The sequence below is a fragment of the Gordonia sp. CPCC 206044 genome, assembly GCF_048537895.1.
GTDB lineage: Bacteria > Actinomycetota > Actinomycetes > Mycobacteriales > Mycobacteriaceae > Gordonia.
Genome location: NZ_JBCLVL010000001.1, coordinates 184,373 through 206,112, shown reverse-complemented (window position 1 = coordinate 206,112; position 21,740 = coordinate 184,373). Strand labels below are relative to the sequence as shown.

The window sequence follows — 21,740 nt, the reverse complement described above, 5'->3', positions numbered from 1 at the left end:
CGCGTATGCAGTGCCAGGATGGACGGGTGACCGCTTCACAGACTGACACCTCGCAAGTTTCCGGAATCGATCTGGACTGGGTCGACGACGACATCCGGGTCCAGGACGACCTGTTCGCCCATGTGAACGGCAAGTGGCTGCGTAGCCACGTGATCCCCGACGACCGGTCGGTCGACGGCGCGTTCCACGTGTTGCGTGACCGGGCCGAGGAGAACGTGCGCGACATCATCACCGAATGTGCGGCCTCCGATCCGCAGAGCGGGACCGACGCGCAGAAGATCGGCGACCTGTACGCCTCGTTCATGGACACCGACCACATCGACGCCCTCGGTATCGGGCCCATCCGAGGCGAACTCGACAAGATCGCCGCGATCTCGTCGATCGAAGAGCTCAGCCACCGCATCGGCCGCCTGCAGCGCCACGGCGTCGGTGGTCTGTTCGGGTTCTACGTGGACACCGACGCCAAACAGTCCGACCGGTACCTGGTACATCTCGCCCAGTCCGGCATCGGGCTGCCCGACGAGTCGTATTACCGCGAGGACAAGCACGCGCAGACCCGCGCGAGCTACCAGCAGCACGTGGAGAAGATGTTCACGCTGGCCGGTTTCGACGATGCGGCCGAGCGCGCGCAGATCGTCCTCGAACTGGAGACCGCACTCGCAGGCCACCACTGGGACGTGGTGCGCCGCCGCGACGCCGACCTGACCTACAACCTGATGACCATCGCCGAGTTCACCGACTCCGCAACCGGTTTCGACGCCGATGCGTGGCTGGGTGGACTGGGCACGACCGGGGATTCGACCTTCGCCGAGATCGTCGTCGGGCAGCCGTCGTTCGTCAGCGGCGCCGCCGAGCTCATCACCTCGCGGCCACTGGCGCAGTGGCAGACCTGGTTGTCGTGGCGTCTGCTGCACTCGGCCGCCGGTTACCTGTCGTCGGAGTTCGTCGACGAGAACTTCGCGTTCTACGGCCGCACCCTGACCGGGGCCGAGTCGATCCGGGACCGGTGGAAGCGCGGCGTTGCCTTCGTCGAGGACGCGATGGGATTCGCTGTCGGAAAGCTCTACGTGGACAAGCACTTCGGACCAGAGGCCAAGGCCCGGATGGACGAGCTGATCGACAATCTGGTGGCCGCGTACCGCCGCAACATCTCCGAGTTGGACTGGATGACACCGGCCACCCGGGAGAAGGCGTTGGTGAAGCTGGAGAAGTTCACCCCGAAGATCGGTTTCCCGGCCAAGTGGCGGGATTACGGTTCGCTGTGCGTGGACCGCGGGGATCTCATCGGCAACGTGGCCCGCGCATCGTCGTTCGAACAGGACCGTGAGTTCGCCAAGATCGGCGGGCCCGTCGACCACGACGAGTGGTTCATGACGCCGCAGACGGTCAATGCCTACTACAACCCCGGCATGAACGAGATCGTCTTCCCCGCAGCAATCCTGCAGCCGCCGTTCTTCGACCCGGACGCCGACGATGCCGCCAACTACGGCGGGATCGGCGCGGTGATCGGCCACGAGATCGGACACGGCTTCGACGACCAGGGCGCCAAGTACGACGGCGACGGCAACCTCAAGGACTGGTGGACCGACGATGACCGCGCCGAGTTCGGTACGCGGACACGTAAACTCATCGACCAGTACAGCGATTTCACGCCGGACGGCCTCGACCCCCAGTACAAGGTCAACGGCGAGTTCACCATCGGCGAGAACATCGGCGACCTCGGTGGTCTGTCGATTGCGTTGGTCGCCTACCGGCTGGCGACCGACGCCGGGAGCGAAGCGAGCGGGTCGAATCCCAGTACCGACGCCGGGAGCGAAGCGAGCGGGTCGAATGTCACCGACGCCGGGAGCCAAGCGAGCGAGGCGAGCGAAGCGCCCCCGACGATCGACGGATTGACCGGTGTCCAGCGCGTCTTCTACAGCTGGGCGCAGATCTGGCGCACCAAGACCCGTGACGCCGAGGCGATCCGTCGGCTCTCGATCGATCCGCACTCGCCACCGGAGTTCCGGTGCAATGGCGTGGTCCGCAACATCGATGCGTTCTACGACGCATTCGATGTGACGGCCGGCGACAAGCTCTATCTCGACGAGTCTGCGCGCGTCCGGATCTGGTAGACGTCGGTGACGTTCGACGCCGCGACGGCCGGCACACCGGGTGACCTACCGAGACGTGTCGGCCGTCGTGAGGTCGCGATGGCGCTGTTGCGGCCGATCCTGGCCGCAGTGATCCTGTTGGTGGGCTATTTCCTGCTGCCGATCAACCGTACGAGCGATTTCAACCTGGTCGGGCTGATCGTCGGGACCGTCCTGCTCGGCTTGTTCTGCCTCTGGGAGGTACGGCATTTCATCCGCTCGCCGTACCCGGTGGCCACGGCCGTCGAAATGCTCGTCGCGCTCGCCGCCTTCTACATCGTGACGTTCGCGACGGCGTACTTCTTGATGTCCGACTACGGGCAGAGTAGCTTCAACGAACGCCTGACCCGGGTCGACGCACTGTATTTCTGCCTCACCGTGTTCACCACGACGGGATTCGGAGACATCGCCGCGACGTCACAGGCCGCGCGGGTGGTGGTGTCGATCCAGATGGCGAGCACCCTGGTGCTGCTCGGCCTCGGCATCCGCTTCCTGAACGTGCTGGTCAGTACCCGGGTCCGGCGCTGATCAGCGCGTGGCGGCCCGGCACGGTCGCGCCGGCGGACGACAGTCGTCCGCCGGCGCGTCGGCGCGGTGTCCGTCAGTAATCGTCGTCGGAGTACACGACCATGCCGCGGATGTTGTTGCCTTCCAACATGTCGTCGTAGGCCTCGTTGATCTGGTCCAGCCGGTAGGTCTGGGTGACGAGATCGTCGAGGTTCAGTCGGCCCGCACGGTATTCGTTGAGGAGGGTCGGCACCTGTGTGCGGGGGCTGGCGCCGCCGAAGATGGCACCCTGCACCCGCTTCTGCAGGAGGGTCAACTCGAAGAGGTTCATCTGCGCATCGGACTGGGAGAAGTTGCCCATCCCGGTGACGATGACCTGACCACCCTTACCGGTGAGGCTCAGCGCGGGTTGGATCATCGACCCGTCGATCTCACCGACCGTCAGGATGGTCGTGTTGGCCATGCGGCCCCAGCTGATCTCGCCGATGACCGGCAACGCGTCCTCCATCGACGCGAAGGTGTGGGTGGCCCCGAGTTTCTCCGCCATCTGGAGTTTGAACGGCACCGGATCCACCGCGGCGACGATGCGCGCACCTGCTGCGCGTGCACCCTGCACCGCGTTGATCCCGACGCCGCCGACGCCCACGACCACCACGACGTCACCGGCGTGTGTGCCGCCGATCTCCACCGCCGAACCCCAGCCGGTGGCGACGCCGCAGCCGAGCAGCGCGGCCTGCTGCAGCGGGATGTCGTCCTCGATCTTCACCAGTGACGCCTGGTTGACCGTGATGTACGGCGCGAAGGTGCCCAACAGGCACATCTGGGTCAGCCCGTCACCGTCGGTGGTGTGCGCGCGGTGCGTGTCGTCGGAGATCGCCAGCCCGCTCAGCAGGCGAGCCCCTTCGTCGCAGAAGTTCTGATCGCCCCGCGAACACGGTTCGCACACGCCACACGCGGGGATGAACGCGGTGACCACGTGGTCACCCTCTTTGAGCCGGGTGACACCCGGCCCCACCTTGGTCACCACGCCGGCACCCTCGTGGCCGCCGAGAACGGGCATGGGTGCCGGACTGTCGCCGGTACGCAGGTGGTGATCGGAGTGGCACAACCCCGAACTGACCAGTTTCACCTGGACCTCGCCCGCCACCGGATCATCGAGATCGAACTCCTCGATCTGCCAATTCTCGCCCGGATTCCGGAGAATCGCCCCTTTGGTCCTCATCTCACGCACCCCTTTCTCGACTGCTTCATGAGATCTGAGTCACATGGTTGTCGGATATGCGCACACGTGCATATGAAATCGCGAGTCACACTGCGGCGGTACGTGTTTGGCCGGCGTGCACACCTCACCCGCCGACGGGGTGTGACACGTGCGAGCATTACCTCATGGCGACAAGGCCCCGACTGCGCTGGCTGATCCCTGCTCTGTTACTCCTGGCGTGGATCGCCATCGGTGCCGTCGCCGGGCCGTACGCCGGCAAGTTGGCCGGCGTCGCGAGCAACGACAACAGCACGTTTCTGCCCGCGTCGGCCGAATCGACCGAGGTGAACGACGTACTCGGCGACTTCTCGGACACCTCGACCGTGCCCGCGATCGTGATCGCCGAACGTGACACCGGGCTCACCGCGGCCGACCGCGCCTTCCTCACCGATGCCACCGACCCCCTCGCGGGCAGCGACGGTTTCGGCCCCACCTTCTCGCCGCCGATCCCGTCGTCGGACGGTCAGGCCGCGCAGATGTTCGTCCCCGTGTCCTCGGCGGGCGAGCCCGGGGACACCGTCGAGACGCTACGTTCCGCACTCGCCTCGCCACCGGACGGGCTCACCGTCGCCGTCACCGGTCCCGCCGGGCAGATCGCCGATCTCAGCGAAGCGTTCAGCGGCATCGACGGCCTCCTCCTGTTGGTGGCGGGCGCGGTCGTGATCGCCATCCTGATCGTGGTCTACCGCAGCCCGATCCTGCCGTTTGTGGTGATCATCTCCGCGGTGTTCGCGCTGAGTCTCGCCTCCGGCATCATCTACCTGCTCGCCGACAACGACATCCTCGTGTTGAACGGGCAGAGCCAGGGCATCTTGTTCATCCTGGTGTTCGGTGCGGCCACCGACTACGCGCTGTTGCTGGTGGCCCGCTTCCGCGAGGAGCTGACCAGAACCGACGACAAACATGCTGCCCTGCGCGCCGCGTGGCGCGCGACGATCGAACCGGTCGCGGCGTCGGCAGGCACCGTGATCCTCGGTGTGTTGTGCCTGCTCTTCTCGGACCTGAACTCCAACCGTGGCCTCGGCCCGGTGGCGGCGATCGGCATCGCCGCCTCGTTCCTCGCCTCGATGACCTTCCTGCCCGCCGCCCTCACGCTGCTCGGACGTACCGCGTTCTGGCCCCTGGCCCCCAAACACGTCGACAGTTCCGAACCCGGCAGCACCCACCGATTCTGGGCCGGCATCGCCGATCGGGTGGCCGCCCGCCCGCGGGTCATCTGGATCGGCACCCTCATCGTGCTCCTGGTCGGTGCCGCCTTCGCGCCGACGTTCCGCTCCGACGGCATCGCCCAGACCGACTACTTCCTCGGTTCGGTCGAGTCGGTCGAGGGCGCGCAGATCCAGGCGCGACATTTCGACGCGGGCAGCGGCTCACCGACCTGGGTCATCGCCGACGACAGCCAGGCCGACGCCGTCCTCGGCACCGTCCGCGACGTACCCGGGGTCGCGTCGGCGTCCCTCGTCGAGGAGTCGGGCCGCCCGGTGGTCGCCGACGGCCGGGTGGCCGTGCAGGCAACCTTGACCGACAACGCCGAATCCCTGGCCGCGCAGGACACGGTGCGCGACATCCGCTCCGCGGTCGGCGACATCGAGGGCGCGAATGCCCAGGTGGGCGGGGCCACCGCGATCGATCTGGACACCCGGACCACAGCCATCCACGACCGCAACCTGATCATCCCGATCGTGCTCGTGGTGGTGCTCGCGATCCTGATGCTCCTGTTGCGCAGCATCGTCGCGCCGATACTGCTCCTGGCGACGACGGTCCTGTCGTTCGCCACGACTCTCGGTGTGGCCGCGTTGTTGTTCAACGGACCGTTCGACTTCGCCGGGGCCGACCCGGTCGTCCCGTTGTTCGCGTTCGTCTTCCTCGTCGCGCTCGGCATCGACTACAACATCTTCCTGATGACCCGGGTGCGCGAGGAATCGGCGATACACGGCACACGGTCCGGCATGATCCGCGGACTCACCGCGACCGGCGGTGTCATCACCTCCGCAGGCGTCGTGCTCGCGGCGACCTTCGCCGCACTCGCTGTGATCCCATTGCTCTTCCTCGCACAGATCGCGTTCCTGGTGGCCTTCGGCGTCCTCCTCGACGCGCTCGTGGTGCGCACCCTGCTGGTGCCCGCACTGACCCTCGACATCGGGAAACGAGTGTGGTGGCCGAATCCTTTGTCGCGCTAAGTGTTTCGCGATCCATTCCGACTTCCCGCCGGTAACAGACAAGTCGGTCATCACGGTATCGTGATGAAATCCTTAGAGTTCGGTGAAATCAACCCCGCCTGAGCAGTTGTCGAGCTAGCGTCAGAACATCGCCCCAAGATCGTTAGCTGGTGATCCGAGATGACTCTTGCCGAACACAAGGCCGGTACACGCGAGGACTTCGCGTCACTGCGCAGCGGGGGTTTCAACTGGGACTCGTTTCCGTTGCGGCTCTTCGTCAAAGGCAATGCGCGCTTCTGGGATCCGGCCGCCATCGACTTCCGACAGGACGCCCAGGACTGGCTCGACATCACCGATGAGCAACGACGGTCGACGACCTATCTGGTGAGTCAGTTCATCGCGGGCGAGGAAGCCGTCACCCAGGACATCCAGCCCTTCATGAAGGCCATGGCCGCCGAAGGCCGATTCGGTGACGAGATGTACCTGACGCAGTTCTGCTTCGAGGAGGCCAAGCACACGCAGGTCTTCCGGATGTGGATGGACGCGGTCGGCTTGCGCGGAGACCTCCAGTCGTTCGTCGCCGACAATCCCTACTATCGCCAGCTGTTCTACGAGGAGCTGCCGGCATCGCTACAGATCCTCGACCGCGACCCGTCGCCGGCCAACCAGGTCCGTGCCAGTGTCACCTACAACCATGTCGTCGAGGGCAGCCTGGCCCTGACCGGCTACCACGCCTGGCAGACGGTGTGCTCGCGTCACGGGATCTTCCCCGGCATGCAGAAACTCATCCGGTTCATCGGCAACGACGAGCGGCGCCACATGGCCTGGGGCACGTTCACCTGCCGTCGACACGTCGCCGGCGACGACGCCCTGTGGGAGGTCGTCACCGAACGGATGGCCGAGTTGATGCCGCTGGCCCTGGGCATGATCAACTGGGTCAACGACCAGTTCGACGAACAGCCCTACGGCCTGGACAACAACGAGTTCATCGCATACGCCGCCGACCGCGGACAACGACGGCTCGGCGCCATCGAGTCGGCACGAGGTCGTCCGGTCGGCGAGATCGACCTCGACTACTCCCCCGAGGAACTCGAAGAACAGTTCGGCGAAGAGGACCTCAACTCCCTCGGAGCCTGACCAAGCCCGCTTCCTTGCCGATCGAGCAGCCCGAACCCTCGCCGATCAAAGAGCCCGCTTGCTCGCCGATCGAGTAGCCCTATCCCTCGCCGATCAAAGAGCCCGCTTCCTTGCCGACCGAACAGCCCCGTCCCCCACCGACCGCAGAGCCCACTTCCTCGCCGACCAAAGAACCCACTTCCTCGCCGACCGCAGAGCCCACTTCCTCGCCGATCAAAGAGCCCGCGTCCTCGCCGATCGAGTAGCCCGCGAGGCGCAAGCCGAGCGAGCGTATCGAGATCAAGCCCACCCGTCGACAACAAACTAGAACACGTTCTAACCTGATCGTGTGGATGTCACTTACGACGCGACCAAACGCGAACTGACCACCGATCAGGGCACGCTGCACTACCACGAGGCAGGCGCCGCCGATGCCCCGCCGCTGATCCTGCTCCACGGATCCGGGCCGGGAGTGACCGGCTGGCGCAACTACCGCGGCAACCTGGAGTTCTTCGCCCGAACCCACCACTGCTACATCATCGAGTTCCCCGGGTTCGGCGTCAGCGATCCGTGGGAGGGCATGCCGGTCCTGACCGCGGGCAAATCGGTCATCGCTTTCATGGATGCGCTCGGCATCGAGTCCGCACCCATGATCGGCAATTCGATGGGCGGCGTCGTCGGCGTGAACCTGGCCATCAAGAAGCCCGACCGGGTCGAGAAGCTCGTCACCATCGGCGGCGTCGGCCCCAATGTGTTCAGTCCCAGCCCCAGCGAGGGCCTGCGACTGCTGCAGGAGTTCGCCGACGATCCGGACCGCGAGAAGCTGATCCGCTGGCTCAACGGCATGGTCTACGACCGTGCACTCGTCACCGAACAGCTCATCGAGGAACGGTGGGAAGCCGCGATGAACCCGGACGCGTTGGCGACCGGGAAGGCCATGTACGGGTCCGCTGCCTTCGAGATGCAGCAGAAGTTCCTCGCCGACGCCGACATCGCGCCCTATTGGGCGATGATGCACAAGGTCGCCTGCCCCACCCTGCTGACCTGGGGACGCGACGACCGGGTCAGCCCGCCGGACATGGCGATGGTTCCGATGCGGCTGATTCCAGACGCCGAGCTGCACGTCTTCCCCAAGTGCGGCCACTGGGTGATGATCGAGGCCAAGGACGCCTTCGAGGCGACCGTCGCCGCCTTCCTCGCCCGCTGACCCGCCAGAGCTAACCCACTCGCCAGCCGAGCAACCCCGGCAGAGCAACCCGCAAAACACACGCCACGCGTCCCCCTTTGCCGGCCGAGTAGCCCGCGAGGCGCAAGCCGAGCGTGCGTATCGAGGCCAAACCCACCGGCCTCGATACGCACCCCGGCCTCACTCTGCGTCGGTCGACACCTCGGCACCGCCCACGGACAACACGATCCGCGAGCCGTACGGCGCGGACTGCACCAGCCGCAGCTGTGCCAGCGCCGGGTGACTGTCGAGCAGTCGACCTGCGTTGGCCAGTGCCCGCAGCGCGGCCGTCTCGGCGCGAGCCGCCTCCAACGTGGCCAGACCACGAGCCTTCGCCGTGATCACTTCGAGCGCGGCCGCCCGGACCTCGCTCGGCACGATCACGTCCTTGACGATCACATCGAGCACCTCCGCACCGACCGGACCGGCCGCCGTCGCGGCCGCGGCCCGAATCGTTGCGGCGTCCACCGCGTCGCCGCGGCCGATCACATCCTCCGAACCGAGTGCCGCGCACACATCACGCAGCGCGATCTGTGCGGCGAGATAGATGGACGCCATCGGATCGACGGCACGCTCGGTGAAGGCGATCGGGTCCACGACGATGACGCGGATCGTCATCGTGATCCGGATCGACATGGTGTCGGCGGTCAGAACCTCCTGCGGCGCCACGGACACGAGGCGCTCGCGGAGGTCGACGACCACGTAGCGGGCGTCGGCTCGCTCGACGTAGGTGCCTGCGCGGTGGACCCGGGCGGGATTGCCGCCGCGGTACTCGAGCACTGCGTGGCCGGGTTCGACCGAACGGCGGGTGGAAAACGTGGTGAGTATGGACATGGCGAGCCTCCTTTCCGTTGTGTCGCACGACATGTCGATGGATATTCGGTTGTGTGTGCTCCGGCAGACGCCACCCGCGGGCGGGCCGGCCGATGGGGGCATCCGTAGTCGTACTCGGTGACGGTGCCCGCTGGACCGACCGCACCCGTACTCCCGGGGGCGGCGTCGAAGTGAGGACTCGAACCTCGGGACTGTTGTCCTTTGCCATGGAGTGGCGACGGAAGTGAAACGCACAGAACATGATTGCGGTACCCCGCCCTCGGCTGCCCTTCCGCTGCCGAGCGATCACACTGCCACCGGCGATCCCGGCACGCAACCGATTATTCGACCGGCCACGCCGTCATCCGCTCAACCTCTCGACCGGATGTGTCCCGGCCCGGCACCGGGAGATGACGCGCTGCCGCCCGGACGTAACAGAACCGCTCCCGATCAGGTGATCGGGAGCGGTTCACTCGAGCTCGCTGCATGGCCGACGTCGGGTCAGATGTCGAGCAACGGGAGCGAAGAGGACAGGCGAACGGTCGGGAAACGATTGGGTGACAACGTCACCGGGTGCTCGGCGTCGTGCCCCGCATCGGTTCGACCGGGGCCTCCGACTCCACCAGGCCATGCGCCCTCGCGGTGATCATCTCCAACGGCGCGGGCCGACTCTCGCCCGCGACGCTCATGTCCCGCACGGCCACGTCCAGGACGTCGAGCCCGACGGCGTCGGCGGCCCGCGCTGCCGCGACCCGGATCGCTTCGGTGTCGAGGGCGCTGTCGTCGGCCAGTTCCGCAGACCGCATCGAACCGCACAGGTCACGCAGCGCGGTCTGCGAAGCGAGATAGACCGCCGCCATCGGATCGACGGTCCGCTCGGTGAACACCACGGCGTCGACCACGACGACCCGCATCGTCAGCGAGGCTCGCACCGAGACCGCGTCGGCCGTCATGATCTCCTGCGACGCCACCGTCATCGTGCGTTCTCGCATGTCGACGACCACGTACAGCGCGTCGGCCCGCCGGACATACGTTCCGGCCAGGATCACGCGCGCGGGTCTTCCCTCGCGGTACTCGAGAACGGCGTGTCCGGGTTCGACCGATGTGCGATCGAAGATGCTGAACCAGGACATGGCGGGCCTCCTTTCGTTGCGTCGCACGACATGTCGATCGACGTGGGTCATCATCGCCGAGTTTTCCGGCACAGGACATGACCCGTTCCGCGCGCCCGGGGGCAGCGTGAATCAAGGGAGGTTTACCTCAGGGAGTTGTCCTGCATCAGAAACTGACAACGAGATCATACGTCCCGAATCTCGAAGATCAACACCGGGTCACGGGTCACCGCGTCCTCGGCCGAGCCCGACCCGACCGGCACCGTTCGCTCCCCCGATTTCGGGTTCGCTCCCCCGATTCGAGCACCGCACCCACAGCCGAGAAGCGACGAAAAGGCCCCGACCGGACAACGTCCGATCGGGGCCCCTTCGGTGATCAACTCAGATCAGAACTTCTCACCCCTAGAACTTTTCACCCTTGGCAGCCTTGTCGACCAGCGACTGCGGCGGCTCGAAGTGCTTGCCGTACTTCGACGCCAGATCCTTGGCCCGGTCGACGAAGCCCTGCAGTCCACCCTCGTACTGGTTGATGTACTGGATGACACCACCGGTCCACGCCGGGAAGCCGATACCGAAGATCGAACCGATGTTGGCGTCCTCGACCGAGGTGAGCACACCCTCGTCGAAGCACTTCACCGTCTCGAGAGCCTCGGCAAAGAGCATCCGCTCCTTCATGTCCTCGAACGGGATCTCGGTGCTGCCCGACTTGAAGTGATCACGCAGACCCGGCCACAAACCGGCGCGCTTGCCGTTCTCGTCGTAGTCGTAGAAGCCCTTGCCGTCCTTCTTGGCGGTACGGCCGTTCTCGACCATCCAGTCCACGACGGCGTTGCTGCCGTGCTCCGGGATCGCCTTGCCCTCGGCGGCCAGCGCTGCCTCGGTCTCCTTGCGGATCTTCTGCGGCAGCGTGAGGGTCAGCTCGTCCATCAGCTGCAGCGGCGCGGCCGGGTAACCGGCCTGGGTGCCCGCATGCTCGATGAAGGCCGGCTCCACACCCTCGCCGACGGCCGCGATCGCCTCGTTGACGAAGGTGCCGATGACCCGGCTGGTGAAGAAGCCGCGGCTGTCGTTGACCACGATCGGCGTCTTGCGGATCTGCAGGGTGTAGTCGATGACCTTGGCCAAGACGGCGTCGGAGGTCTTCTCTCCCTTGATGATCTCCACCAGCGGCATCTTGTCGACGGGCGAGAAGAAGTGGATTCCGATGAAGTCCTCGGACCGCTTCACACCCTCGGCGAGGATCGTGATCGGCAAGGTCGAGGTGTTTGAACCGAGCACGGCGTCGGGCTCGACGACGTCCTCGATCTCCTGGAACACCTTGTGCTTGACCTCGACCGACTCGAAGGCGGCCTCGATGACCAGGTCGACGCCCTTGAAGTCGGCGGGGTCGACGGTCGGCTGGATGCGGGCGAGCAGCGCGTCGCTCTTCTCCTGAGTGGTCTTGCCCTTGGCAAGAGCCTTCTCCTCGAGCTTCTCCGCGTAGCCCTTGCCACGCTTGGCGGCATCGATGTCGATGTCCTTGAGCACGACCTCGATACCGGCCTTGGCCGACACATACGCGATCGCGGCGCCCATCATGCCCGCACCGATCACACCGACCTTCTTGGCGGTGTACTTCGGGTAGCCGTCCGGACGCGACCCACCGTTGTTGATGTGCTGCAGATCGAAGAAGAACGCCTTGATCATGTTCTGCGCGACCTGACCGGTGACCAGCGAGACGAAGTAGCGGGTCTCGATGATGTCGGCGGTGTCGACGTCGACGTAGGCACCCTCGACCGCGGCGGCCAGGATGGCACGCGGAGCCGGCATGTTCGCGCCCTTGATCTGCTTGCGCAGCAAGGCCGGAAGAGCCGGGAGGTTGGCGGCGAAGGCCGGGTTGGTGGGGGCACCGCCCGGGATCTTGTAGCCCTTGACGTCCCACGGCTGCTGCGCCTCGGGGTTCGCCTTGATCCACGCCTTGGCCGCGGGCAGCAGTTCCTCGACCGAGCCGACGACCTCGTCGACCAGACCGGTCTCCTTGGCCTTGGTCGGGTTGAACCGCTGTCCCTGCAGCAGGACACCCATCAGGGCGTTCTGGATACCGAGCAGACGCACGGTACGGACCACGCCACCGCCGCCGGGGAGCAGACCGAGGGTCGCCTCGGGCAGACCGATCTGGTTGCCCTTGACGTCGGCCGCGATGCGGTGGTGGGTATGCAGGGCCAGTTCGAGGCCACCGCCGAGCGCGGCACCGTTGATCGCCGCGACGACCGGCTTGCCGAGCGTCTCGAGCCGGCGGAGCACCTTCTTCATGTTGTTGGTGCTCTCGGTGATCGCGGTCGCGATCTCTTCCTTGGACTGCGAGCCGCGGTCGCTGCTCATGTCCTTCAGGTCGCCACCGGCGAAGAAGGTCTTCTTGGCCGAGGTGATGACGACACCGGCGATGTCGTCCTTCTCGGCCTCGAGGCGGTCGACGATCTCGGGGACCGACTTCATGAACAGGTCGTTCATGGTGTTGGCACCCTGGTTCGGGTCGTCCATGGTCAGGACGACGATTCCGTCGGCGTCCTTCTCCCAGTTGAACATGTTGTCACTCATGGTGTTTGGAATGTCTTTCTGTCGTGAGAAGTGGGATCAGAGACGCTCGATGATGGTCGCGACACCCATGCCGCCGCCGATGCACAGGGTCACCAGGCCGTAGCGGCCGCCGGTGCGCTCGAGCTCATCGAGGCAGGTGCCGAAGATCATCGCGCCGGTGGCGCCGAGCGGGTGGCCCATGGCGATGGCGCCGCCGTTGACGTTGACCTTCTCGTGCGGGATCTTCAGATCCTTCATCCACTTCATGACAACCGACGCAAACGCCTCGTTGAGCTCGAAGACGTCGATGTCGTCGACGGTCAGACCGGCCTTCTTCAGTGCCAGCTCGGTGGCCGGGGTGGGGCCGGTAAGCATGATGGTCGGCTCGGAGCCGATCTCGGCGAAGGTGACGACGCGACCGCGCGGGGTCAGGCCGTTGCGCTTGCCTGCCTCTTCGCTACCGAGCAGCACGAGGCCGGAGCCGTCGACGATGCCCGAGCTGTTGCCGCCGGTGTGCACGTGGTTGATCTTCTCCACGCTGTGGTACTTCTGCAGCGCCACGTCGTCGAAGCCTGCCATGTCGGCCAGCGCCTGGAAGGCGGCCTTCAGCTTGCCGAGGCCCTCGACGGTGCTGCCCGGACGACGGTGCTCATCCTGGTCGAGCACGATGACGCCGTTGATGTCACGCACCGGGACGACCGACTTGGCGAAGTAGCCGGAGGTCCAGGCCTTCTCGGCCCGGTTCTGCGACTCGACCGCGAAGGCGTCGACGTCCTCGCGGGAGAAGCCCTCGATCGTGGCGATCAGGTCGGCACCGATGCCCTGCGGGACGATGTAGTTGTCGTACGCGGTTGCGGGGTCGGTGAACAGGGCACCGCCGTCGCTGCCCATCGGCACGCGCGACATCGACTCGACACCACCGGCGAGGACCAGATCGTCGAAGCCGGATGCCACCTTGGCCGCGGCCAGGTTGGTGGCCTCCAGACCCGAGGCGCAGAAGCGGTTGATCTGCGTACCGGGGACGCTCTCGGGCAGACCGCTGTTCAGAGCGGCGGTGCGGGAGATGACCGCACCCTGCTCACCCACCGGCGACACGACGCCGAGGACGACGTCGTTGATCTCGGCCGGATCCAGGCTGCCGTGACGGGCCAGGACCTCGTTGATCAGACCCGACACCAGGTCGACCGGCTTGACGCTGTGCAGCGAGCCACCGCGCTGCTTGCCACGGGGCGTACGGATCGCCTCGTAGATGAATGCTTGATCAGCCACGTTGAGTGCTTCCTTTCGCATGAACCATGTGTGGTTACCGCACCAGGCTAACGCGGAATAACTTGTTTGGCCATACCGGGTGGTCAGCACCTCATTGCAATTCCCAGAAATGCGCTATGGTCGATTCACCATGCCTACCCCGAAACCTGCCCGGCGCACGCGACCCGCGGACCGTAAGCGGCAGCTCCTCGACCACGCAGCGGTGCTGTTCGCCGACCGCGGGTACACGCAGGTCTCCGTCGCCGACATCGCTCGCGCAGCCGGGGTGACCGCGCCGTCGGTCTATCGGCATTTCGACGACAAGCAGGCACTGCTGGCCGCCGCGGTACTCGCCGGTGTCGACGACCTCGAGACCTGCACCGACCGCGCGCTCGACACCGGGGCCGACACCCCGACGACCGAGCTCATCACCGCCGTGTGCGCGCTCGGGGTCAAGCGCCCCGAGTCGACCTCGCTGTGGCGATGGGCGAGCCAGCACCTCTCCGACGACCAGAACCGTGAGGTGGTGCTGCGCACCCGCGAGATCCTGCACCGGTGGGCGCGCGCACTCGCCGAGGGCACCGATCTGACCGAACGCGAAGCCGTCACCCTGGCCTGGGCGGTGCTGAGCGTCGCGGGCAGCCTGTCGGTGCACACCACCCGCATGTCGACGACCCGCACGCTCGACGAGATCGACGTCCTCGTGCGTCGGGTGATCGCCTTGCGTCCCACGTCCGCGCCGCCGCTACCGCCGACCCCGCCCCCGGGCGCAGGCGAGCCGACACGACGCGACGAGATCCTCGATGCCGCGGCAGCGCTGTTCGCCCTCCGCGGCTATTCCGGGGTCGGCGTCGACGAGATCGGGGCCGCCGTCGGCATCACCGGCCCGAGCGTCTACAAGCACTTCAGCTCCAAACTCGCGATCCTGCTCGGCATCGGCCAGCGCAGCGCCACCCGACTCGAGGCCGGAGTGATGGCCGCATACGCGTCCACCGCGGATCCGGCGAAACTGCTTGCCCTGCTCGTCGATTCCTACGTCGCCGTGATCACCTCGACGCCCGACCTGTCGGTGGCGTTCAACAACTCCTACGCCCTCTCTGGCCAGCCGACTGCAATCGACCTGGTGGACGTGCAGCGGCGCTACGTGGCCCGGTGGGTGGACCTGTTGATGCAGGCCGACCCCGACCTGTCCCGGCAGCGGGCGACGATCGCCGTGCATGCGGCACTGAGCGTGGTCAACGATGCCGTCCGCATGCGTCGCGGCATCCGTCGACCCGACTTCGGTGCCCAGATGGCCTATCTGATGAAGGGCGTGCTGGACGTCTGACGCAACATGGCGATCCGGCGGGCGCCCACCGAGCCGAGCGCCATCGACGCGGCATATCGAGACCACGTGCCGCCCGTGTTCTCTATGCTGAACGCGTGACCGTCCCCGACGAGGAGCTCCGCTACACCCGCGACGAACTGATCGCCGAACTCGGACTCTCTCCGGAATTCGCGGAAAAGATCTGGAACGCTTTCGGTTTCGCCCGGACCTCGACCCCGGACAAGATCTTCACCGCCGACGATCTCGCGGCGCTGCGCCTGTTCTCGGACACCGAGACCACGATGCCCCGGGAGATGCAGATCGCCACCGCTCGCGCCATCGGGCAGGCGACCTCACGACTCGCCGATTGGCAGGCGGACCGGCTCCGTGAGCTGGACAGGGATCCCCGCGTGCCGTGGTCGGTCGACCAGATGAGCGCAGCACTCGGCCAGATCCAGCAACTCATCTGGCGCAGGCACCTCGCGATCGCCCTGAATCACACTGTCGCCCATGAGTCCGACGAGCGTCTCGACCTCGTCGTCGGATTCGCCGACATCGTCGGCTACACCAGCCTGTCGCGCCGGATCGCCCTCGACGAGCTCGAAAACCTGCTGGAGACGTTCGAGGAAGACACCTTCGAACTCGTCGCCGCCAACGGCGGTCACGTGGTGAAGACCCTCGGCGACGGCGTGATGTTCACCTTCCACGATCCCGTGGCCGCCGCCGCGACCGCGATCGAGATCGACAACCATTCCGAAGCCGGGATCATCCCCACGCTACGGGTGGGCCTGGCCCGCGGGCACGTCCTGACCAGGTTGGGTGACGTCTTCGGCGAGCCGGTCAACATCGCTGCGCGCCTGGCCGGCTCGGCTCGCCCGGGCACCATCCTCATGGACGAACCGATGGCCGACAGCCTCGCCGACGACGAGCGGTTCTACGTGAAGTCGATTCCGCCGCTGAATGTCCGGGGCTACCGGAGGCTGCGCGCCCGCACCCTGGAGGCCAACCGGAACCACGATCCGTCGCGTCCTCGCGCCTGAGGTCACGCCACCGGGTAGATCCGTACCTCGGTTGCCTTGATCACCAACATGACCGACGTACCGGAGACGAGTCCGAGGTCGGCCACGGCGGCCCACGTGACCTCCGCGTCCACGGTCTGCTCCCCACAGCGGGCACGGACCACGGCGTGATCGGCGCGGGGCAGCAGATCGGTCACGACCGCCGACACCGCGTTGCGCGGGCTCCCGTGTGGTGCATCGAGATACACCGCGACCGCACGCGGTGAGAAGGTCGCGGCCGCGGTGTCGCCGACACTCAGCGGTTCGGCCGTCTCACCGATGACCCGATGCCCCGAGCCGTCGGTCACCCCGCCGTCGTCGTAGCTCCCCACGAAGAGATTCAGTCCGGACAGGGACGCGGTGAAGGGATGGCCCGGACTGGTGAGAACGTCGCGTGTGGGTCCGCGATCCACCACACGCCCGTCCTCGATCACCACGAGATCCTCGGCCAGGCTCACCGCGTCGATGAGATCGTGGGTCACCAGGATGGAGGTTCCGGTCCGCTCCGCCAGCAGGTCGCGGAGCAGGGAACGGATCTGTTGGGCCACCGAGACATCCAGTGCCGCAAACGGTTCGTCGAGCAGCAGCACCTCGGGTTCGGTGGCGAGCGCACGAGCCAGCGCCACCCGCCCTGCCTGTCCGCCGGAGAGTTGGTGGGGCATCCGGTCGACGAGGTCCCCGACGCCGACGGCGTCGAGCCACCGATCCGCGCGGGCGGCTGCCTCCGTCCGCCCCAACCCCGCCGACGCCGGCCCGAATGTCGCGTTGCGGCGCACGTTCAGGTGCGGAAACAACCGTGGTCGCTGCGCGAGCAGAACCACCGAACGGCGATGCGGGGCAACAAACCTGGAACCGTCCTGCAAGGTCCGTGATCCCACCCGCACAGTGGATCGTTCGGTGCGCCGTAGCCCCGCGAGCACCGACAACGCCGTACTCTTGCCTGCCCCGTTGGGGCCCATCATGGCCAACGTCGTTCCGCCGACCACCTCGAGGTCCACCTCCAGCGACGGCTTCTCGCTGCGGATACTCGCCACCAGCGCGGTCATGGACGAGCTCCCGGATCGCGTCGCAGGTGAACGCCGACCACCACGACGAGCGCGACGACCATCAGGATCAACGCCAGCGGCAGCGCCTGTTCCGGATCGTTGATGGACTCGAGATAGATACGCAGCGGTGCGGTCTGGGTCGTCCCGGGCAGGTTGCCCGCGAACGTGATGGTGGCACCGAACTCGCCCAACGCCCTCGCGAAGGCCAGCACGCTGCCGGCCGTCAGCGCCGGAACCACCAGCGGCAACGTCACTTTCCAGAGCGTGCGCGTGGGACTCGCACCCAGGGTGGCGGCCACCTGCTCGAACTCACCGTCCGATGACCGCAGGGCGCCCTCCACGCTCAGCACCAGGAACGGCAGTGCCACGAAGGTCTGGGCGAGGACCACCGCAGTCGTGGTGAACGCGATCGTGATCCCGGCGTGGTCCAGATACTGTCCGACGACACCGTGGCGCCCGAGCGCGTAGATCAACGCCAGGCCGCCGACCACCGGCGGTAACACCAAGGGCAGCAACACCAATGCCCGCACCACGCGGACGAACATGCCGTTCGACCGTGCGAAGACGATCGCCATCGGGACACCCGTCAGCAGACACAGCCCGGTGCTGATCGCGGCGGTGACGACCGCCAGACGGAGGGCGTCCAGCGACTCGGCCGCCGTCACCGACGACACGAACTCCGACCACGGCATCCGGAGCAGGATGGCGATCGGTCCGATCAGGATGAACCCGATGCCGATCGCCGCCGGCAGGTGAACCCACAGCGGGACACGCAGCGCGGTGCGATCGCGGGCTGTCCTCGGCGCCACACTCATCGAGGCACTCAGGACGTCGGCGGCGCGAATCCCGCGTCACCGAGGACCTCGGCGCCGTTCTGACCGAGGACCATACTCACGAACATCTCCGCATCCTCCTTGTGCTCGGAATCCTTCAGCGGCGCAATCGGATACTTGTTCACCACCGCGGCAAAGGCCGGGTCGGTCACGGTGGCCACCTTGTCGCCCGCGCCTTTCGCGTCGGTGACGTACACCAGGCCGGCATCGGCCTGGCCCGAAGTGACCTTGGCGAGGACAGCACTCACCGATGTCTCCTCGCTGACGGGCTTGATGTCGACTCCGGTGTTCTTCTCCACCGCAGCGGTGGCCGCCCCACACGGAACCTCCACTGCGCAGACCGTCGTCTTGATCGCGGGATCGGCGAGACCGGCGAAGTTCGCGATGCGCTTCGGATTCCCGGGCGCGGTCGCGATGACCAATGTGTTGGTGGCAAAGACCTTCGGGTTCTCCACGGCGTCACCGAGTTTCGCCATCGTCGCCTCGTCGGCCGTGGCGATGACGTCGGCGTCGGCCCCCTGATCGATCTGGTTCACCAGAGCCGAGGAGCCGGCGAAGTTCAGCTTGACGTCCACATCGTCGTGCGCCTTTTCGTAATACTCCGCGAGCTGGGTGAAGACCTTGTTGAGCGACGCCGCAGCGTAGACGTTCAGCACCGTCTTGCCACCACTGTCGTCACCGCTCGAACACGCCGCCACCCCGGCGGTCACGGCAAGCGCCGCGCAAGCCGCGGCCACACCGCGGCGGACTGTCGAACTCCCGATCATCTGCTCTCCTCGTCACAACTGCATCCGGGCACCGTGATCACGGCGCCGGTCGTTCCACGATCACCGTGGTGGCCTTCACAACGGCCGTGGCCACCACCCCGGGGCGCAGGTCCAGTTCTCGAGCGGCCTCCGAGCTCATCAGCGACGTGACCTCGAACGGACCGCACTGCAGAGTCACCTGTGCCATCACTGCGTCCATCGTCACCTGGGTCACCAATCCGGTGAACCGGTTGCGGGCCGACCGCAGTACACCGGACCGATCGTCGGGCTGTATGGCTGCCCGCTCTCGGGCGAGCGCCGCGAGCTGCGCTCCGTCGACCATCACCGGATGGTCACCCGCGGCGTCGAGGCGACCCGATGCGATCCAGCGACGGACCGTGTCGTCGCTGACCCCCAGCAACTCGGCGGCGTCCCTGATCCGAATTTCTGCCACCGGCTGAGAGTATCCGCATCCGCGGAGATATCCCAGAAATAGGTCCGCATGAGCGGCACGGAAAAGGAGTTGACTTCGACAGGGCTTGAGCTTTTACCCTGAACGGGCAAATCCGACATACCCTCGGCCCCGACCGATGAGAACCGGGACGTCGTGCGGTCTGTCTCTGCGGCAGGCCGGCGCCCGTCGGTCGAACAGAATAATCGCTCGCCAGTTGTCCCACCCCGTCGATAGCGTGGAGAAATATGAGCTCACCCATCGCCCCGGCCGTATCACCGGGTATCACGACGTCACGTGACGTCGCCATCGAGGCCGTCGATCTGGTCAAGAGGTTCGGCGACTTCACCGCCGTCGACGGCGTGAGTTTCACGGTGCCGCAAGGTTCCGTACTCGGGCTGCTCGGACCGAACGGCGCAGGAAAAACGACCATCGTCCGAATGATGACCACCCTGTCCCCGCCCACCAGCGGTTCGGCACGGATCGCCGGCTACGACGTCGCCTCCCAACCCGAAATGGTCCGGCGCAGCATGGGTTTGACGGGCCAGGCGGCCACCGTGGACGAGATCCTGACCGGTCGGGAGAACCTCCGCATGATCGGCGGACTCTACGGCATCGGCCGCAAGGAACTCGCACGCCGCGGCGATCAGTTGCTCGAACAGTTCTCGCTGACCGAAGCCGCCAACAAACAGGTGAAGGCCTACTCGGGTGGTATGCGCCGTCGGCTCGACCTCGCGGTCAGCCTGCTGGCCGCACCACCCGTACTCTTCCTGGACGAGCCGACCACCGGACTCGATCCGCGTAGTCGGTCCGAGTTGTGGGAGGTGTTGCGCTCGCTGGTCGCCGAGGGCACCACCCTGCTGCTGACCACCCAGTACCTCGACGAGGCCGATCAGCTCGCCGACGACATCATCGTGATCGACAAGGGCACGATCATCGCCCACGGCACCCCGCTCCAGCTCAAGCATCAGGCCGGCGCCGCGAGCCTGGTGCTGACCGTGTCCGACACAGACGACATCCCGGAAGCCGAGGCCCTGCTCCGCAAGACCGGAGCTGACGTGTTCATCGACCACGGCGCCCGCCGACTCACCGCACCCGCGAACGGCCTACCCGACCTCACCCGGGTGGTCTCCTGGTTCGACGAGAGTGGCATCGCCGTCGACGATCTCGGACTCGCGCGCCCGAGCCTGGACGACGTGTTCCTGTCGCTGACCGGACATCGCGCCGAGGACGACACCGCGGACACCGACGAGGAGCAGACCGCATGACCACCACCCCCACCGTCGAATCGGTGACCCAACGTCCCGAGATCCGCCAGACCACGGTCTGGCAGCAATCGTGGATCATGGTGAAACGCAACATGATCCACACCAAACGCATGCCGGAGATGCTCTCCGACGTGACCATCCAGCCGATCATGTTCGTGCTGCTGTTCGCGTACGTCTTCGGAGCCTCGATCACCAACACCGGCGGCGTCTCCTACAAGGAGTTCCTGCTGCCCGGCATCATGGGCCAGACCATCGTGTTCACCGCGTTCATCGTCGCCACCGGTATCACCGGTGACCTCGAGAAGGGCATCATCGACCGGTTCCGGTCGCTGCCGATCCGGCGGTCGTCGGTGCTGATCGGCCGAAGTATCGCTGCCGTCATGCACTCGTCGATCGGCATCGTCGTCATGGCGATCACCGGCCTGGCGATCGGGTGGCGGATCCATGGCACGGTCGGTGAGGCGGTCCTGGCGTTCGCGCTCGTCCTGCTGTTCGGGTTCGCGATGATCTGGTTCGGCATCCTCATCGGGTCGTGGTTGAAGAGCGTCGAGGCGGTCAACGGCTTCATGTTCACCACGTTGTTCCCACTGACGTTCCTGTCCAACGCATTCGTTCCCACGGCTCCGATGCCGTCGTGGCTGCGCGCGATCGCCGAGTGGAATCCGATCTCGGCGCTCGTCCAGGCGATGCGTGTGCTCTGGGGCAACGGTCCCGCGGCGGGTCCGGATGCGCCGTGGCCGCTGCAGCACCCCGAGGTGGCCACCTTGATCTGGGCCGTCGCGTTGACCGTCGTGTTCGCGCCGTTCGCGTTGCGCGCCTACACCAAGCGCACCTCGGACTGAACACGCTCACGCCACGGCCTTCCTCACCAGCGCAGGCCGTGGCGTGTGGGCGCGGAGGTTC

General features: G+C 66.3%; 18 protein-coding genes. 9 read left to right on the top strand and 9 right to left on the bottom strand.

Annotated elements, in window-relative coordinates; all coding sequences use genetic code 11:
• Positions 1–26: 26 nt before the first annotated feature.
• A complete protein-coding gene (locus tag AAFP35_RS00980; protein ID WP_419219644.1) occupies positions 27–2,114 on the top strand; it encodes a M13 family metallopeptidase in 2,088 nt (695 codons plus the stop codon).
• A gap of 78 nt (positions 2,115–2,192) precedes the next feature.
• Positions 2,193–2,660: an ion channel gene (locus AAFP35_RS00975; RefSeq protein WP_419219947.1), complete on the top strand. Its 468-nt coding sequence runs from the start codon at positions 2,193–2,195 to the stop codon at positions 2,658–2,660.
• Between the two features lie 73 nt (positions 2,661–2,733).
• Here AAFP35_RS00975 and AAFP35_RS00970 read toward each other — a convergent pair whose 3' ends face one another.
• Positions 2,734–3,861, bottom strand: coding sequence for an NDMA-dependent alcohol dehydrogenase (locus AAFP35_RS00970; protein WP_419219642.1), 1,128 nt, complete (start codon positions 3,859–3,861; stop codon positions 2,734–2,736).
• Positions 3,862–4,025: 164 nt separating this feature from the next.
• On the opposite strand from AAFP35_RS00970, the gene AAFP35_RS00965 reads away from it, so the two are divergent.
• The 3 genes from AAFP35_RS00965 (at position 4,026) to AAFP35_RS00955 (ending at position 8,382) form a co-directional block, all read left to right on the top strand.
• On the top strand, positions 4,026–6,080 hold the full coding sequence (locus AAFP35_RS00965) for an MMPL family transporter (RefSeq protein WP_419219641.1): 2,055 nt from the start codon (positions 4,026–4,028) through the stop codon (positions 6,078–6,080).
• A gap of 159 nt (positions 6,081–6,239) precedes the next feature.
• Positions 6,240–7,196, top strand: coding sequence for a R2-like ligand-binding oxidase (locus AAFP35_RS00960; RefSeq protein WP_419219640.1), 957 nt, complete (start codon positions 6,240–6,242; stop codon positions 7,194–7,196).
• Positions 7,197–7,524: 328 nt separating this feature from the next.
• Positions 7,525–8,382 (top strand): alpha/beta fold hydrolase, encoded by an 858-nt coding sequence (locus AAFP35_RS00955; RefSeq protein ID WP_419219639.1) that lies wholly within the window; start codon positions 7,525–7,527, stop codon positions 8,380–8,382.
• A gap of 159 nt (positions 8,383–8,541) precedes the next feature.
• Here AAFP35_RS00955 and AAFP35_RS00950 read toward each other — a convergent pair whose 3' ends face one another.
• The 4 genes from AAFP35_RS00950 to AAFP35_RS00935 all read right to left on the bottom strand — a co-directional run bounded on the left by AAFP35_RS00950 (position 8,542) and on the right by AAFP35_RS00935 (position 14,150).
• On the bottom strand, positions 8,542–9,234 hold the full coding sequence (locus AAFP35_RS00950; RefSeq protein ID WP_419219638.1) for a slipin family protein: 693 nt from the start codon (positions 9,232–9,234) through the stop codon (positions 8,542–8,544).
• Positions 9,235–9,779: 545 nt separating this feature from the next.
• On the bottom strand, positions 9,780–10,346 hold the full coding sequence (locus tag AAFP35_RS00945; protein ID WP_419219637.1) for an SPFH domain-containing protein: 567 nt from the start codon (positions 10,344–10,346) through the stop codon (positions 9,780–9,782).
• Positions 10,347–10,727: 381 nt separating this feature from the next.
• The gene (locus AAFP35_RS00940) at positions 10,728–12,902 is read right to left on the bottom strand and encodes a 3-hydroxyacyl-CoA dehydrogenase NAD-binding domain-containing protein (RefSeq protein WP_419219636.1); all 2,175 of its coding nucleotides are present in this window, start codon (positions 12,900–12,902) and stop codon (positions 10,728–10,730) included.
• A gap of 36 nt (positions 12,903–12,938) precedes the next feature.
• The gene (locus AAFP35_RS00935; protein WP_419219635.1) at positions 12,939–14,150 is read right to left on the bottom strand and encodes an acetyl-CoA C-acetyltransferase; all 1,212 of its coding nucleotides are present in this window, start codon (positions 14,148–14,150) and stop codon (positions 12,939–12,941) included.
• Between the two features lie 130 nt (positions 14,151–14,280).
• On the opposite strand from AAFP35_RS00935, the gene AAFP35_RS00930 reads away from it, so the two are divergent.
• Both AAFP35_RS00930 and AAFP35_RS00925 read left to right on the top strand, forming a co-directional pair.
• Positions 14,281–15,456 (top strand): TetR/AcrR family transcriptional regulator, encoded by a 1,176-nt coding sequence (locus AAFP35_RS00930; protein ID WP_419219634.1) that lies wholly within the window; start codon positions 14,281–14,283, stop codon positions 15,454–15,456.
• A 95-nt stretch (positions 15,457–15,551) separates the two neighbouring features.
• Complete coding sequence (locus AAFP35_RS00925) at positions 15,552–16,475, top strand: adenylate/guanylate cyclase domain-containing protein (protein WP_419219633.1); 924 nt, start codon at positions 15,552–15,554, stop codon at positions 16,473–16,475.
• A 2-nt stretch (positions 16,476–16,477) separates the two neighbouring features.
• Here the strand turns inward: AAFP35_RS00925 and AAFP35_RS00920 are convergent, their stop codons facing one another.
• From AAFP35_RS00920 to AAFP35_RS00905, 4 genes are read right to left on the bottom strand one after another with little or no spacing between them, the layout of a single operon-like run.
• Positions 16,478–17,539, bottom strand: a complete 1,062-nt coding sequence (locus AAFP35_RS00920) for a sulfate/molybdate ABC transporter ATP-binding protein (protein ID WP_419219632.1) — start codon at positions 17,537–17,539, stop codon at positions 16,478–16,480.
• The gene (locus AAFP35_RS00915; RefSeq protein WP_419219631.1) at positions 17,536–18,354 is read right to left on the bottom strand and encodes an ABC transporter permease; all 819 of its coding nucleotides are present in this window, start codon (positions 18,352–18,354) and stop codon (positions 17,536–17,538) included. Before AAFP35_RS00915 ends, AAFP35_RS00920 begins: the two co-directional genes overlap by 4 nt.
• Before the next feature lie 8 nt (positions 18,355–18,362).
• Entirely contained in the window at positions 18,363–19,139 is a 777-nt protein-coding gene (gene modA / locus AAFP35_RS00910; protein ID WP_419219630.1) for a molybdate ABC transporter substrate-binding protein, read from the bottom strand.
• A 37-nt stretch (positions 19,140–19,176) separates the two neighbouring features.
• Entirely contained in the window at positions 19,177–19,572 is a 396-nt protein-coding gene (locus AAFP35_RS00905; RefSeq protein WP_419219629.1) for a TOBE domain-containing protein, read from the bottom strand.
• A 245-nt stretch (positions 19,573–19,817) separates the two neighbouring features.
• Between AAFP35_RS00905 and AAFP35_RS00900 the strand changes: the two genes are divergently transcribed.
• Positions 19,818–20,837, top strand: a complete 1,020-nt coding sequence (locus AAFP35_RS00900; RefSeq protein WP_419219628.1) for an ATP-binding cassette domain-containing protein — start codon at positions 19,818–19,820, stop codon at positions 20,835–20,837.
• The gene (locus AAFP35_RS00895; RefSeq protein ID WP_419219627.1) at positions 20,834–21,679 is read left to right on the top strand and encodes an ABC transporter permease; all 846 of its coding nucleotides are present in this window, start codon (positions 20,834–20,836) and stop codon (positions 21,677–21,679) included. Before AAFP35_RS00900 ends, AAFP35_RS00895 begins: the two co-directional genes overlap by 4 nt.
• Positions 21,680–21,740 lie beyond the last annotated feature (61 nt).

Coding starts and splice junctions, on each gene's coding strand:
- AAFP35_RS00975 (WP_419219947.1), top strand. CDS start 2,193: ATGGCGCTGTTGCGGCCGATCCTGGCCGCAGTGATCCTGTTGGTGGGC.
- AAFP35_RS00970 (WP_419219642.1), bottom strand. CDS start 3,861: ATGAGGACCAAAGGGGCGATTCTCCGGAATCCGGGCGAGAATTGGCAG.
- AAFP35_RS00965 (WP_419219641.1), top strand. CDS start 4,026: ATGGCGACAAGGCCCCGACTGCGCTGGCTGATCCCTGCTCTGTTACTC.
- AAFP35_RS00960 (WP_419219640.1), top strand. CDS start 6,240: ATGACTCTTGCCGAACACAAGGCCGGTACACGCGAGGACTTCGCGTCA.
- AAFP35_RS00950 (WP_419219638.1), bottom strand. CDS start 9,234: ATGTCCATACTCACCACGTTTTCCACCCGCCGTTCGGTCGAACCCGGC.
- AAFP35_RS00945 (WP_419219637.1), bottom strand. CDS start 10,346: ATGTCCTGGTTCAGCATCTTCGATCGCACATCGGTCGAACCCGGACAC.
- AAFP35_RS00940 (WP_419219636.1), bottom strand. CDS start 12,902: ATGAGTGACAACATGTTCAACTGGGAGAAGGACGCCGACGGAATCGTC.
- AAFP35_RS00930 (WP_419219634.1), top strand. CDS start 14,281: ATGCCTACCCCGAAACCTGCCCGGCGCACGCGACCCGCGGACCGTAAG.
- AAFP35_RS00920 (WP_419219632.1), bottom strand. CDS start 17,539: ATGACCGCGCTGGTGGCGAGTATCCGCAGCGAGAAGCCGTCGCTGGAG.
- AAFP35_RS00915 (WP_419219631.1), bottom strand. CDS start 18,354: ATGAGTGTGGCGCCGAGGACAGCCCGCGATCGCACCGCGCTGCGTGTC.
- modA (WP_419219630.1), bottom strand. CDS start 19,139: ATGATCGGGAGTTCGACAGTCCGCCGCGGTGTGGCCGCGGCTTGCGCG.
- AAFP35_RS00900 (WP_419219628.1), top strand. CDS start 19,818: ATGAGCTCACCCATCGCCCCGGCCGTATCACCGGGTATCACGACGTCA.
- AAFP35_RS00895 (WP_419219627.1), top strand. CDS start 20,834: ATGACCACCACCCCCACCGTCGAATCGGTGACCCAACGTCCCGAGATC.